General features: G+C 63.7%; 9 protein-coding genes and 2 tRNA genes. 3 read left to right on the top strand and 8 right to left on the bottom strand.

What is annotated here, in order from left to right; translation table 11 throughout:
• Positions 1-54 precede the first annotated feature (54 nt).
• Positions 55-137: transfer RNA gene (locus tag C1878_RS00940), tRNA-Leu, on the top strand.
• 157 nt (positions 138-294) lie between these two features.
• Here the strand turns inward: C1878_RS00940 and C1878_RS00935 are convergent.
• The 6 genes from C1878_RS00935 to C1878_RS00910 form a co-directional block, all read right to left on the bottom strand.
• On the bottom strand, positions 295-1,539 hold the full coding sequence (locus C1878_RS00935) for a Fic family protein (RefSeq protein WP_114599835.1): 1,245 nt from the start codon (positions 1,537-1,539) through the stop codon (positions 295-297).
• A gap of 311 nt (positions 1,540-1,850) precedes the next feature.
• Complete coding sequence (locus C1878_RS00930) at positions 1,851-5,615, bottom strand: phosphoribosylformylglycinamidine synthase (RefSeq protein ID WP_114599834.1); 3,765 nt, start codon at positions 5,613-5,615, stop codon at positions 1,851-1,853.
• Between the two features lie 11 nt (positions 5,616-5,626).
• Positions 5,627-6,277: a hypothetical protein gene (locus C1878_RS00925; RefSeq protein WP_114599833.1), complete on the bottom strand. Its 651-nt coding sequence runs from the start codon at positions 6,275-6,277 to the stop codon at positions 5,627-5,629.
• Between the two features lie 74 nt (positions 6,278-6,351).
• Entirely contained in the window at positions 6,352-7,224 is an 873-nt protein-coding gene (locus C1878_RS00920) for a phosphoribosylaminoimidazolesuccinocarboxamide synthase (protein ID WP_114599832.1), read from the bottom strand.
• A gap of 85 nt (positions 7,225-7,309) precedes the next feature.
• Entirely contained in the window at positions 7,310-8,899 is a 1,590-nt protein-coding gene (locus tag C1878_RS00915; RefSeq protein WP_241963551.1) for a cell wall metabolism sensor histidine kinase WalK, read from the bottom strand.
• 54 nt (positions 8,900-8,953) lie between these two features.
• Complete coding sequence (locus C1878_RS00910) at positions 8,954-9,664, bottom strand: response regulator transcription factor (RefSeq protein ID WP_015539178.1); 711 nt, start codon at positions 9,662-9,664, stop codon at positions 8,954-8,956.
• A 154-nt stretch (positions 9,665-9,818) separates the two neighbouring features.
• On the opposite strand from C1878_RS00910, the gene C1878_RS00905 reads away from it, so the two are divergent.
• Positions 9,819-11,411 carry a Tat pathway signal protein gene (locus tag C1878_RS00905; protein ID WP_241963550.1) on the top strand — a complete coding sequence of 531 codons (1,593 nt, stop codon included), beginning with the start codon at positions 9,819-9,821 and terminating at the stop codon, positions 11,409-11,411.
• A gap of 85 nt (positions 11,412-11,496) precedes the next feature.
• On the opposite strand, the gene C1878_RS00900 is transcribed toward C1878_RS00905, so the two are convergent.
• A tRNA-Met gene (locus C1878_RS00900) sits at positions 11,497-11,573 on the bottom strand.
• A gap of 252 nt (positions 11,574-11,825) precedes the next feature.
• Here C1878_RS00900 and C1878_RS00895 point away from each other — a divergent pair.
• On the top strand, positions 11,826-12,617 hold the full coding sequence (locus tag C1878_RS00895; RefSeq protein WP_114599830.1) for an amidohydrolase family protein: 792 nt from the start codon (positions 11,826-11,828) through the stop codon (positions 12,615-12,617).
• 129 nt (positions 12,618-12,746) lie between these two features.
• On the opposite strand, the gene C1878_RS00890 is transcribed toward C1878_RS00895, so the two are convergent.
• On the bottom strand, positions 12,747-14,078 hold the full coding sequence (locus tag C1878_RS00890) for a hemolysin family protein (protein ID WP_114599829.1): 1,332 nt from the start codon (positions 14,076-14,078) through the stop codon (positions 12,747-12,749).
• Positions 14,079-14,479: the final 401 nt, after the last annotated feature.

Genomic DNA, 14,479 nt, shown 5'->3' with positions numbered 1-14,479 from the left:
GCTGCGTTTTCGTACTCGACGGCGCGCGGGGCATCCGGTATACTTTCTTTTTGCGCCCGAGTGGCGGAATGGCAGACGCGGCGGTCTCAAAAACCGTTGTCCTAGACGTGCGGGTTCAAATCCCGCCTCGGGCACCATCCGCAAACAGTTCGAACTCGCCGAGGAGATCTTCGCTTTGGCGAGTTCGTTGCTTTTCTCCGAAAATTCGTCTTCCCCCCTATTGGAAGTTTCCTATTCGATATCAGGGTGCAATATAAGCGAGCGCCCGCACCAGCCATATCATCCAGCGGCGATCTAAGCCGTGATCGGCAGTTCCAAATCCTTCACGGCCGCATCGCTCAAGGTGAACTTGAGGGGCCGTTTCGAAACGATGGCAACAAGGCCCCCCTCTTCCAGATCTTTCAGATACTTCCGAGCCGTCTGCACGCTCACCTCCGCATGCACTGCCACGTCCTGCAAAGGGACCTCGGGAAAGGCTCCGAACAAGTAAGTTTGAGCCATCATGAAGAGTGCGGTCATCGCCGTTTCGGCAAACCCGTGCTGCGACGCAAGCCCCTTGATGCGCGCCCGCGCTTCATCCAATTGAACCTTCTTGAGTTCAAGATCATCGATGAGCGAATCTTGGGCAAGTCTGATCAACTCCATGATCTGCATGACGAAGAACGTCGCCTCCGCACGGTTCTTCGGCCGCTCCGTTGCATCGAACGCTTTGTAGTATTTCCCCTTGTTCTCGGCGATCACCCGAGACAACGAGAGCACCGTTGGTTTGGACAGCGGCTCGCTCAGATACAGCGCCAGCAGATACCTCCCCGTTCTTCCGTTGCCGTCGTAGAAGGGGTGGATGTATTCGAACAAGAAGTGCGAGACGATGGCCGCGTAAACCTGGGGCATCTCGGGAGACTCCACCAAGCGTATCATTTGGTTGATCATCTCTCGTATGCGCGCCTCGGGAAACACTCCTTTATGGAGCGTTCTCTGACTTGCCGATTTCACCTCAACCGGTTCAGTCCTGAAAAGAGCCCCATCGGGAAGATCGCCTTCGTTGATGGCCCCGGCAACCACCTTATCGTAGATGCTCCGAATATCAGCCGGTGTCTGGGGATACACGCGATGCACGTTCGTCAGCTCAAGATACAGGCTGGCGAATTCCCGAAACAGCTTTGCCTCTTTCGTTGGCCTCTTCGCCTCCGCGCTCTCCAGCGCCTCCTCGATCTGTCGCCGGGAACTGTGCACGCCCTCCATTTCGTTGGTCGACACGATCTCGTCCATGATCAGATTTCGCACGTAAGCCCACTGCGCGATACCGGGCAAATCGCGCCATAACCGCGAAACTTTGCGCTCGACGCGAAGCATCTTCTCATTGAGCACGGACAGTTCCCGAGGCGTAGCGAGAAAGAGCTCTCCCGTCTGCGTCTCGATGCCCGTTCTGAAGGTGGAGGGATTATCGAGACGATGTTCGGCTTCCTCGCTCACCCGCTCTTCACGATCGGGCGACGTGTCCGAATAAAAGAGCTTTTCCAATGGCAGGTAGTCGCTCATGCGCGCTCCGATCCGGCAAGAGTATCAAGTAGGTTCTTCAGTATACTCTCTTATTTATAAAAATCGCTATTTTTATAAATAAGAGAGTGGTATTCGTTCCCTTATTGATAAATATTTCAACACCTGTCGCACAAGCACCATGGCAGGCAGAGCATCGTCGCCCGGAACGGTCGCTTTCGGCGCAGATTCCGACCGCTTCGGGCGACGATGCGCTTGCCGACGCGGCGAGCGCGCCCCATCCATGCTGCCACGCAAAACGCGGCGCACCCGGAGGTGCGCCGCACGGAGGCAACGGGCTATGCGATGCTCACCTAGTCCGTGAAGTAGCCCACGCCGCCTTCGAACAGGGGCTGGAACAGGTTGCCGGGGACGTTTTTGTACAGGCCGTAGCCGCGGCGCTCGCTGTGGCCCATCTTGCCCAAGATACGGCCGTCGGGACTCGTGATGCCCTCGACAGCCCATGCGGAGCCGTTCGGGTTCACGTCCAGGTCCATGGACGGCACGCCCTGCTCGTCGACGTACTGGGTGGCGATCTGGCCGTTCGCCTTCAGCTCGGCCAGCAGCTCCGGCGATGCGACGAAGCGGCCCTCGCCGTGGCTCACGGGCACCGTGTGGATATCGCCCACCTCGCAGCGGCTGAGCCACGGCGACAGGCTGGACGCCACGCGCGTGCGCACGAGGCGGCTCTGGTGGCGGCCGACGTTGTTGAACGTGAGCGTGGGGCAGTCCTCGTCCATGGAGCGGATGTCGCCGTAGGGCACCAGGCCCAGCTTCACGAGCGCCTGGAAGCCGTTGCAGATGCCCAGCATGAGGCCGTCGCGGTTCTGCAGCAGGTCGCGCACCGCCTCCGTCACCGCCGGGGCGCGGAAGAACGCCGTGATGAACTTGGCGGAGCCGTCGGGCTCGTCGCCGCCGGAGAAGCCGCCCGGCAGCATGACGATCTGGCTGTTGTTGATGAGCCGCACCAGCTCGGCCGTGCTCTCGGCCACGGCGTCGGGCGACAGATTGTTTATGACGAACGTCTCGGCCACCGCGCCGGCGGCTTCGAAGGCGCGGGCGGAATCGTACTCGCAGTTGTTGCCCGGGAACACGGGGATCACCACGCGCGGGCGCGCGATGGTTCCGTTGTACGTGAGCGGGACGGCGTCGGCGCAGCCGACGGCCTCCACCTTCTCGCCGGTACCCCTATACGGGAACACGGGCTCCAGCTGGGCTTCCCAGGCCTCCTGCAGCTCGGCGAGATCGATAACCTCGCCGGCGGCGGCGAATTCGTAGGCCTCGGTGGTCTCGCCCACCTCGTCCACGCGCAGCACATCGGTTGCCGCAGGCGGCTCCACGCACGGTGCCAGCTCCACGAGGAAGCTGCCGTACGCGGGTGCGAAGAGGCCATCGGCTATCGCCGCACGGGATCCTTCGGCTCGCTCCGCTCGCTCAGGATGACAAAGCGCCGCATCGTCCAAGCGCACGCCGATGCCGTTGCCCACGCACATCTTGAACAGCGCCTCGGCCGCGGCCCCGTAGCCCGGCGTAGACACGGCCAGCGCGTCGCCGCCGCCGATGAGCCGCTCCACGACCGCAAGGGCCTCCAGCAGCCCGGCGGCATCGGGCAGCACGCCGTCGTAGGCAGCGGGCGCGATGCGCACCACGCGGCTGCCCGCCTGCTTGAACTCGGGAGACGTCACGCGATCGACCGGGCCCACCGCCGTGGCGAACGACACCAGCGTGGGCGGCACGTCGAGCTGCTCGAAGCTGCCCGACATGGAGTCCTTGCCGCCGATGGAGCCCACGCCTAGATCGATCTGCGCCTTGAGCGCGCCCAGGATGGCCGCCGCCGGCTTGCCCCAGCGCTCGGGCTCGTCGCGCAGCTTCTCGAAGTACTCCTGGAACGTCAGGTACATGTCCTCGCGCTTGAAACCGGCGGCCGCCAGCTTCGCTACGCTCTCCACCACAGCCACGTACGAGCCGTCGAACTGGTTGGCCTCGGTGAGGTAGGGGTTGAAGCCCCAGGCCATGCCGCTCACCGTGGTGGTCTCGCCGAACACGGGGAGCTTCGCCACCATGGCCATGGCCGGCGTGAGCTGGCGGGCGCCGCCGAACGGCATGAGCGCCGTGGCCGCGCCGATGGTGGAGTCGAAACGCTCCGACAGGCCCTTGTTCGAGCACACGTTCAAGTCGGTGACCAGCGCGTGCAGGCGCTCGCCCAGCGTGTCGCCCGCCCACGTGCGCTCGTAGGAGCCGCCGCGCAGCACGTGCACGTCCTGGTGCTTCGCCGCGCCGTTGCTGTTGAGGAACTCGCGGCTCACGTCCACGATGGTCGTGCCGTTCCACTCCATGCGCACGCGCGCCTCTTCCGTGACCTCGGCGATGGGCGTGGCCTCGAGGTTCTCCTCGTGCGCGAGCGCGATGAACGCGTCCACGTCCTCGGCCGCCAGCGCCACGGCCATGCGCTCCTGGCTCTCGGCGATGGCCAGCTCCGTGCCGTCCAGGCCCTCGTACTTCTTCGGCACCTTGTTCAGGTTCACGAACAGGCCGTCGGCCAGCTCGCCCACGGCCACGGACACGCCGCCCGCTCCGAAGTCGTTGCAGCGCTTGATCATGCGGCACGCGTCGCCGCGGCGAAACAGGCGCTGGATCTTGCGCTCCACCGGCGCGTTGCCCTTCTGCACCTCGGCGCCGCAGCTTTCCAGCGAGTCCAGGTTGTGCGCCTTAGACGATCCCGTGGCGCCGCCGATGCCGTCGCGGCCCGTGCGGCCGCCCAGCAGCACGATCACGTCGCCCGGCGCGGGCGTCTCGCGCCGCACGTGGTCGGCCGGCGTGGCGCCCACCACCGCGCCGATCTCCATGCGCTTGGCCGCGTAGCCGGGATGGTACAGCTCGTTCACCTGGCCGGTGGCCAGGCCTATCTGGTTGCCGTAAGACGAATAGCCCGCCGCGGCCGTGGTCACCAGCTTGCGCTGCGGCAGTTTGCCGGGCAGCGTCTCGCTCACCGGCACCAGCGGGTCGGCCGCGCCGGTCACGCGCATGGCCTGGTACACGTAGCTGCGCCCGGAAAGCGGGTCGCGGATGGCGCCGCCCACGCACGTGGCCGCGCCGCCGAAGGGCTCGATCTCGGTGGGATGGTTGTGCGTCTCGTTCTTGAACAGGTACAGCCAGTCCTGCTCCTCGCCGTCCACGTCCACCTTCACCTTCACCGTGCAGGCGTTGATCTCCTCGGACTCGTCGAGCCCGGTGAGGACGCCCTTCGCCTTCAGGTAGCGCGCGCCGATGGTGCCCATGTCCATGAGACACACCGGTTTCTCGTCGCGCCCCAGCTCGTGGCGCATGGCCAGGTACTGTTCGAAGGCGGCGCGCACGGCCTCGTCGTCAATGACGATGTTCTCCAACTCCGTGCCGAACGTGGTGTGGCGGCAGTGGTCGGACCAGTAGGTGTCGATCATCTTGATCTCGGTGATGGTGGGGTTGCGCCCCTCCTCGGCGAAATAGCGCTGGCAGAACGCGATGTCTGCCGCGTCCATGGCCAGGCCGCGCTCGGCGATGAACGACGCCAAGCCCGCCTCGTCCAGATCGAGGAAGCCCTCCACCGTCTCCACCATGGGCGGCACCGGCTGCTCCATCTTCAGCGTGTCGCGCGGCTCCAAGGAGGCCTCGCGCGCCTCGATGGGGTTGATGACGTAGTGCTTGACGGCGACCACGTCCTCGTCGGACAGCGTGCCCTTCAGCAGGTACACCTTCGCGCTGCGCACCTCGGGGCGCTCGCCTTGGCTGATGAGCTGAATGCACTCGCTGGCGGAATCGGCACGCTGGTCGAACTGGCCGGGAAGGTACTCCACGGCGAACACCGCCGCACCGTCGGCCTCCGGCAGCTCGAACGCGGCCACGTCGGACTGCGGCTCGCTGAACACGGTGGGCACGCATTGCTCGAACAGCTCGTCCGATATGCCCTCCACGTCGTAGCGATTCACCAAACGCAGGCCTTCGAGCCCTTCGATGCCCAGAATGTCGCGCAGCTCGTGAGCGAGCTGCTGCGCCTCCACGTCGAAGCCGGGCTTCTTCTCCACATACACGCGAGAAACCATGGGTGCCTACCTTACTTCGTCGAATCCTTCTCGGTCTTCTCGGCGCCTTCGCCGGCTTTCGCCTCCTGCTTCTCGGCCTTGGCCTCCTCCGCCTTCGACAGGCGGAAACCGCTGCCGAACAGGCCGCGCTTCTTCGGCTTCTCCTCTTCGGCGGGAGCCTCGGCCTCGATCTTCTTGGTTTTCTGGGCGGCCTTCTGCTGCTTTTCGATGGCGCGCTGCTCCTTGGTCTTGCGGCTTTCCATCTCTTCCTGATAGGCGCGGCGCACCTTGCGGATCTTCGAGAAGTCGACGTAGAGCGCGCCGATGATGCAGATGTAGGCCAGGCCCAGCATGACGTAGCTCACCGGATCGGGGAACCACGAACGGCCCAACCACGACAGGGCGGTGGCCGCGATGGCGCCGATGAGCAGCGCCCACCATATCTTGCGCAGGCGCTTGTACTGCGGCGTGGGCGGGTTGTAGTACTTGCGGTCGAGCTCGTTCTGCTTTTGGCGAACGACCTTCTTCTCGGCCTTCTTCTGCTGCTTCGTCTTTTCCTTGGGCTGAACGCGCACCGTCGCGGCCGCCTTCGATTTCGGCTTCATGGACGCGGCGCTCTTGCGGGTCTGGCCCTGGTGCTCGTCGGTCTGGTACCGGTCGTTCATGGGGTTGCGTTGGCTCATGGGTTATTGCTCCTTCAACGACGGAATGCGCGCAGCCCTCTCGGCCGCACGCATTCCGCTGACATGCACTGGTATTAGTACGCGAACTTTCTACCAGTGATCTTCTCGTAGGCCTGGATGTACTTCTCGCTCGTGCGGTCGATGACGTCCTGGGGCAGGCGGGGCGGGTTGCCCTGGCGGTCCCAGTTGGCGATGAGCCAATCGCGCACGAACTGCTTGTCGAAGCTGGGCTGGTCCTTGCCCTCGGCGTACTCGTCGCCCGGCCAGAAGCGGGACGAATCGGGGGTCAGCACCTCGTCGGCCAAAATGATCTGACCGTTCAGGCGGCCGAACTCGAACTTCGTGTCGGCGATGATGATGCCCTGCTTCTCGGCATGGTCGCGCGCCGTGGTGTACACCTTGATGGACAGGTCGCGCAGCTGGGACGCGTCGTCCTCGCCTATGATCTCGACCAGGCGCTCGTAGCTGATGTTCTCGTCATGGTCGCCGATCTCGGCCTTCGTCGAGGGCGTGAAGATGGGCTCGGGCAGCTTCGACGAGTTCACCAGGCCCTCGGGCAGCTCGATGCCGCACACCGTGCCCTGCTTCTGGTACTCCTTGAGGCCGCTGCCGGCCAGATAGCCGCGCACGATGCACTCGGCGGGGAACATGTCGGCCTTCTTCACCAGCATGAAGCGCCCGCGCAGGTAGTCGGCGTACGGCTGGAACTGCTCGGGCAGGTCGGCCACGTCGGCGGAGATCAGGTGGTTCTCCACCACGCCGTCCAGAAGCTCGAACCAGAAGCATGACAGCTGAGTGAGCACCGCGCCCTTGTGCGGGATCTCGTCTTCCAAGATGTAGTCGAACGCGGAGATGCGGTCCGACGCCACCAGCAGAAGCCTGTCTCCCAAATCGTAGAGATCGCGCACTTTGCCTTGCGCGTCGGGCTTGATGTCCATTCCGGTCATGGTCTGCTCTGTCCTTTCATCGACACGCCGCGCGCCCCCCGGCAGCCGGCGTTTTCCATACGCGCTTCATTATCGCGCAGTTTGGCTATTTGCGCCCCTTGGGCCGCGACTTTTGCGGCTTTTCTTTCGCCCTCGGCACCTTCTGCTGCTTCTGCTGGCGCACCTTCGGTTGACGGCCTTCGTCGTACAGCGGAATATGGATGGTGAAGCAAGCGCCTTCGTCCTTGCGGCCCTCCACCTGCACCCAACCGCCGTGTCGGTCCACGATCTCCTTCACCACGGCCAAGCCGATGCCCAGGCCGCCGCTCTCGCGGTTGCGGCCGGCGTCGGCGCGCCAGAAGCGCGAGAACACCATCTTCGCCTCCTCGGGCGAAAGGCCGATGCCCGTGTCCCGCACGGCGATGGACGCCATGAGGTCGCCGCGCTTCACCTGCACGGTGATGTGGCCGCCCTCGGGCGTGTAGCGCACGGCGTTCGAGATGAGGTTGGCCGTGGCCTGGCGAATCATGTCCGCGTCGCCCAGCACGCGCACGTCGTCGTCCGCCTGGTATTCCAGCGTGAGGCCCGAGTCGGTGACGAAGGCGTCGTGCGTGGCGATGATGCCGGAGATGAGCTGGCCCACGTCCACGATCTCTTCCTTCATGGGGTTCGCGCGGTTCTCCAAGCGCGACAGCTTCAGCAGCGAGTCCACCAAACGGCTCAGGCGCTGCACTTCAGAGTTCACGGTTTCCAGATGCTCGGGGTCGGCCTCGAACACGCCGTCGACCATGGCCTCCACCGTGGACTGGATGGCCATGAGGGGCGTGCGCAGCTCGTGCGCCACGTCGGTGGTCAGGCGCCGCTCCAGTTCGCGGTCCTTCTCCACCGAGTCGGCCATCTCGTCGAACGTCTCGCCCAAGCGCGCGATCTCGTCCTCGCCGTGCAGGTCGGTGCGGGCGGACAGGTCGCCCTCCTTGATGGCCTTCGCCGTTTTCGTCATGCGGTTGATGGGGCCCACCAGGTTGCGCGCGAACAGGAAGCCGATGCACGACGCCAAGAGTATGGCCATGGCCGCCGCGAAGAACATGGCCTGGTAGGATTTGTTGCGGAACTCCTCGTCGGTCGAGCGCAGCAGCGTGTCGGAGCCGAGCACCCACACGCTCACCGACCCCACCGCCTGCTCGTCGTTGTTGATGACGATGGGAACCGTGACCATTTGTTCGGGCTTCGCCTGTTTCGGAGCCAGCGAAAGCCCGCCAACCGCCCCGTCGCCCTCTTCGTTCTCTATCCGCGAAGAGTCGTAAGGGACCGACTCCTTGCTGTCGGGATCGAAGGGCACGAGGTTGTTCGTGACGCGCATGCCGATGCTCGGCGTGGCGCTCACGGTGTAACGGGCGGGTGCGAGCGTTTGCTCGTCGAACATTCCCGTTTCCTGATAGTTCTCCGCGATCTTTTCTGCCGTCGTCTCGGCCACGCTCAACATGTTGTCGCGCGTGTAGGTTTGGAAGTGCTGTTCCCACACGAACGAGACCACGCCGATGGCAACCAGCGCGGTCATGGCCGCGATGAAGGCGAACGCCGCCGTCACGCGGGTCGTGTACGAAAGGTTGTCCCAGCCCGGCCGCTTGTGGGCGCGCGCGTCCGCGTCGTCCGCGCCCGCCTTGCCGATGGGTCCGGTCGTCGCCGAGTCTTGCACGCTTCGATCCTCCTGCACGGTTACGCGCTCACGCTCAAGGCGTTCACGCGATGCTTACTGCTGGACTTTGGTCGGGTCTTCGAAGCGATAGCCCACGCCGTGCACGGTGTGCAGCCACTTCGGGCTGCGCGGGTTGTCGCCGATCTTCGCGCGCAGGTTCTTCACATGCGAGTCGATGGTGCGCTCGTAACCTTCGAAGTCGTAACCGAGCACCTTCTCCACCAACTCCATGCGCGAGTACACGCGGCCCGGGTAGCGCGACAACGTGGTGAGCAGCTTGAACTCGCTGGCCGTGAGGTCGATCTCCTCGCCGTTGACGAGCACCTTGTGGCCCGACACGTCGATGGTGAGCTCGCCGAACTCCAGCACTTCGCGCTGGGGCTCCGAGTCGGCGTGCACGCGGCGCAGCAGCGCACGGGCGCGAGCCACGAGCTCGCGGGGGCTGAAGGGCTTCACCAGATAGTCGTCGGCACCCAGTTCCAGGCCGATGATGCGATCCTCCACCTCGCCCTTGGCGGTGAGCATGATAATGGGCACGTCGGAGTTGTCGCGGATGGCGCGGCACACGCGCTCGCCCGGCACGCGGGGCAGCATGAGGTCGAGGATGACCAGGTCGAAATGATGCTTCGAGAACTCTTCGAGCGCCTCTTGGCCGTCGCCGACCGCCGTGACCCAGTAGTTCTCGCGCTCCAAGTAGGCCGTCACCGCGTCGCGGATGGCCTTTTCATCTTCAACAAGCAGTATACGTCGCGTTTCGTTGCTCATGGATACCACCTCAGGTCGTTACCGGCTCGGATTCTTTCCCGGACGCGTATCCTATACGCGCTCCCTTCCGAGCGTTCAGGTCGTGTTTGCGTTTATTGTAGCAATTACCCTCGAAGCAGCTGGAACCCGTGCGGGAAATGACACAATATCCACCATGGTAACCCGCAGATCAACACATGCTAACCACGCTAAACCCGGTGGCGCGGCCAAGCGCAGCGCACAGCGGCGCGGCGCCGCCTTGGGAGGCGGCACGTACGTCGGCGGCAAATCGAGCACGCGCGGCGGGCACGTGGGCAACGTCGGCAGCTTCGGCGGCGACCTGGGAGGAGCGGGCTCCTCTCGGCCGACGGCGCGCAGAGGCGCGGCCGGTTCAGGGCGGACCGGGCAGAAAGCCTCCGTGGGGCCCGGCAGCGTCTTGGACTCGGGCGGCGTGCATCGGCGCGGCGCGTCGAACGGCGGATCCGGCGGCGTTCGCGTTCCCACTCCGAGCGGCGGAGAGGTGCTCCTCACCCGCCGCCACTTCCTGTTCGGCGCCGCCGGCGTTGCCGCGCTCGCCGCTGCGGGAGGCGCGGCGTCCGTGATCATCAAGCAACGGGAAGAGGCCGCCGGCGACGTGACGGTGCTCGAGGTTCCCTCGTCGTCGGTGACCACGTTGAACACCGCCGACACCGAAAGCTCGTTCACCTTGATCGAAGACGCCGCCGCCCGCATGAACCTGGTCACGCGCTTCGAGCTTCCCTACGGTTCGCTCGTTTGGGCCAGCGGCGACAGCGTGGCCGCCTGCCTGCTGCCCACCGACCAAGGAAGCCCGCTCGCGCAGGTGGCCCTGCTGTCTCTTGGCAGCGGCACCCAGGCAACCGTGCTCGAGCAAGCCGTGGGGCAGGACGAAGGGTTCGACATCTACGACGTGCGCGCCACGGGTTCGGGCGTCGTATGGACCGAGGCCGACATCCTCGACGGCGTTTGGCGCGTGTACACCGCGCGCTCGGACGGTGCGACCCTCGGCGAGCCGCACCTGGTTGACGAAGGCGACAGTCAATGGGAAACGCCCACCATCGCAGCGGCGGGCCCCTACGCTTTCTGGCAGGTCATGCCGAAGCTCGACGGCGATTACAGCGCCGAGGACTCGCTCGTGAAGCGTGCGACGATGGCGTCGGGGGCAGCCGAAACCGTCTACACGTCTCACGGCAGGCTGTGCACGCCGCCCTACGCGCTGGACGATTCGGTGGTCATCACGCCGCGCGCGGAAACGACGGGAACGTACTATCAGCTCACGCATATGGACGCGGCCACGGGCAACGTTCTGGACACCATGGTGCTGCCGCGCTCGATGAGGCCGCTCGAAGCAGGATACGGCGACAACGGGTTCTCGTTCTCGTTCGACGCCTGGTACACCTACGGCGACGGCATCGCCAACATCGGCACGTACACGCCCGCCTCTCGGGTGACGGACGGAAACTACAGCGGCGCGCCGTGGTTCTCGTTCGGGCTGTCCCCTACGGCGGCACCGGCCTGGTGCGGCGGCTACTTCATCGTGAAATCGAAGCGCACCGTGTGCGGCATCGACTTGGCAACGAGCGAGTACTTCGCCCTGCAGCCCGAAAACGGTTCGGACGATTACGGCGAGTACCTGGCATCCACCGGATCGAACGACCTGGTGGTCACGTACGCCAACATCGACGACAAGCCCATCGACGGCGAGCCGAAGAAGTACTGCCTTGTAAGGGTTTGGTCGCCGACGAGCTAAATCATGCTTGCATTTCCCCATCAGCCTCCAACACCTGCTTGAACGAAAAAGGCCGGAAGCGAATGCTTCCGGCCTGTAAGTTTCATGGTCGCGGGGGCAGGATTTGAACCTACGACCTCCGGGTTATGAGCCCGGCGAGCTACCAGACTGCTCCACCCCGCAACGTTTGCGCCTGCCCCTCCTGTCCGGTATACAGCAAACAGGAAAAGCGGCAAGATTGAATAATACCTGCGTTCATCAGCGCGTGCAAGATTTTTCTTCCCCTCCACAAAACGTCCTCATATCAACAAAACGAATTCTCGCTTAGCCCAACAGGTTGCTTAGACTGATTAACGCATGCGCAACGGGGATGCAGTACAATCGGAAGCGAAACCATACGCACTGCGCATTGAAAGCAATTGAGGAGCGCCCACTATGACCGTCATCGACGTGCATGCCCATATCTATCCCGAGAAGATCGCCGAGCGGGCGGTCGATGCCGTGGGGGACTTCTATCTAATCGATATGTACGGCGAAGGCACGGCGGCGCATTTGCTGGCATCGCAGGAGCAGGCGCCCATCACGCATTTCGTCGTGCACTCCGTGGCCACGAAGCCCAGCTCCGTGGCCACCATCAACGACTTCATCGCCGAGCAGTGCCGCATCCATCCCGAGTTCATCGGCTTCATGTCCATGCATCAGGACCTCGAAGACCCCGAGACCGAAATCGAGCGCGCCATCGGCCTGGGCCTCAAGGGGGTGAAGCTGCACCCCGACACGCAGAAGGTGAACATGGACGATCCTCGGCTCATGAACGTGTACGAGGCGATCGCGGGACGCCTGCCGCTCATCGTTCACACGGGCGACTATCGCACCGACTTCTCGCACCCGCGTCGCCTGAAGAACATCCTGCACACCTTCCCCGACCTCGTGGTGGACGCGGCGCACTTCGGGGGCTGGTCGGTTCCCGAGATCGGCTACGACGTGTTGCACGACGAGAACGTGTTCATCGACGTGTCCAGCTCCATGACCTTCGTGGGCAACCGTCGCACGAAGGAGCTCGTGGGCATGTGGGGAGCCGACCGTGTGATGTTCGGCTCCGACTTCCCCATGTGGGATCCCGCGCGCGAGTACGACACGTTCACGTCGCTCGGCTTCTCCGACGACGACCTGGAGAAGATGCTCTGGAAGAACGCCGAGCGCTTCACCGGCGTGAGCGTTTCCTAACCCGTCGACCCGGCAAAACCGGCGAGGAACACAGCCGCTGAAGATCCTTCGACTGCGCTCACTGCGTTCGCTTCGCTCAGGATGACAAGCCGGAAGCTTTCGGATTCGCTCGGACGGCATCCCGAGGGACTAGCGGTCCTTGTCCGCGCTTTCCCCTTCAGGCTCTGACTCCAGAACCACGCGCACCTTGTCGATGCGGTGGCGGTCCATGTCCACCACGGTGAACGTTGCCTTGCGGTCGTCGTGCTCGACGGTCACGGAGTCGCCCTCGGCGGGAATGCGGTCGAACAGCGACAGCAGCAGGCCGCCGGTCGTCTCGCACTCGGAAGCTTCCTCGGGCTCGAAGCCGATGAGCTCCTCCACGTCGTCGATGGGCATGGAGCCGTCCACCAGGTAGCTTCCGTCGTCCAGCTTCACCACGTCGTTGGCGTCGCCGTGCAGGTACTCGTCGTCGATGCGGCCCACGATCTGCTCCATGATGTCGCTCATGGTGACGATGCCCGACGTGCCGCCGTGCTCGTCGATGACCACGGCGATCTTCGTGTGCTTCGCCTGCAGCGTTTGCAGCAGCTTCGCGATGGGAATGCCCTCGGGCACGGCCTCTATCGTGCGGATGCGCAGGTCGTCCACCGTGCTGTCAGGCGGCATGGTGTACAGGTCCTTCACGTGCACGAAGCCGACGATGCGGTCTTTGTTGCCCCGGCACACGGGATAGCGCGTGTACTTGTACTGGGTGATAAGCGCCATGTTCTCTTCGAGCGAGTCCTCCAAATCGAGGCAGATGACGTCGGTGCGCGGCGTCATGATGGCCTCGGCGTCCTTGTCGCCCAAGTCGAAGATGTTGTCCACGTACTCGTTCTGCTCGGGGTCGATGAGACCGCTTTCGGTGCTCTCGTCGATGAGCAGCATGATCTCCTCGTCGGTATACACCTCGTGCTCGTTGGCGATGTCGTGCCCCAGCAGCTTCATGACGCCGTTCGTGATGGAGTTGAACAGCCACATGATGGGATACGTTATACGGTAGAACCACACAAGCGGCGTGGCCGTGAACAGGGCATAGCGCTCGGTGGAGAAAATGGCGAGCGACTTGGGGATCAGCTCGCCCACCACGATATGCAGGGCAGTGATAACGACGAAGCCGATGACGATGGCGATGCCGTGGATAGCCGCCTCGGGTAGGCCGAGAAGCAGAAGCGGGTCTTCGATAATCTGGGATACAGCCGGCTCTCCCAGCCAGCCTAGAGCAAGCGAGGCAAGCGTGATGCCCAGCTGGCAGGCGGAAAGGTAGGCGTTGACGTTGTCGGCAACGAGCTTTGTGTACTTGGCGCCGGAGCGACCCTCGTCGACAAGGATCTCCACTTGGGACTTTCGCACGCGCACGAGCGAGAACTCGGCGGCAACGAAAAAGGCGTTCATGAGCAGGAAGAACAGGACAAGTACAAGGCTTAACGCAGGGTGCATTAAAGCAGGTCTCCTTAGGTTCGGTTGTCAAGGCCTGCCGATGCGGATTGCCGTGCCGCGTACAAGGTGGCAGGTTTTGGCTGTCCTTGTAATTTGTACCATCCCTCAAGGCCACAGCCGGGAAAAACTACTCTATATACAGAAGTTGACACCGTTTTGCAACGTTGCCATCGAACCCCGGCAAACCAACGACAAGGCCAACGTGACGCGAACGTAAGCGAAAGCAAAGGCGCGTGCAAGGTTGCCGCAAGGTGCAGCGGGTATGGTGGATATCGAACGTAGCCCCCTGCGAAAGGAACCCTTTATGAAGAAGATGCTCGTGACCTTGGCAACGCTGGCCGCGATGGGAGGCCTGTTCGTCTACGTGGCCCTGCAAGCGCCGCGCTTGGAGAAGGTCCGCT

This window comes from Gordonibacter sp. 28C (assembly GCF_003339845.1).
Classification (GTDB): Bacteria; Actinomycetota; Coriobacteriia; order Coriobacteriales; family Eggerthellaceae; genus Gordonibacter.
The sequence above is the reverse complement of the archived record's forward strand: the minus strand, read 5'-3'. Positions and strand labels throughout refer to the sequence as shown.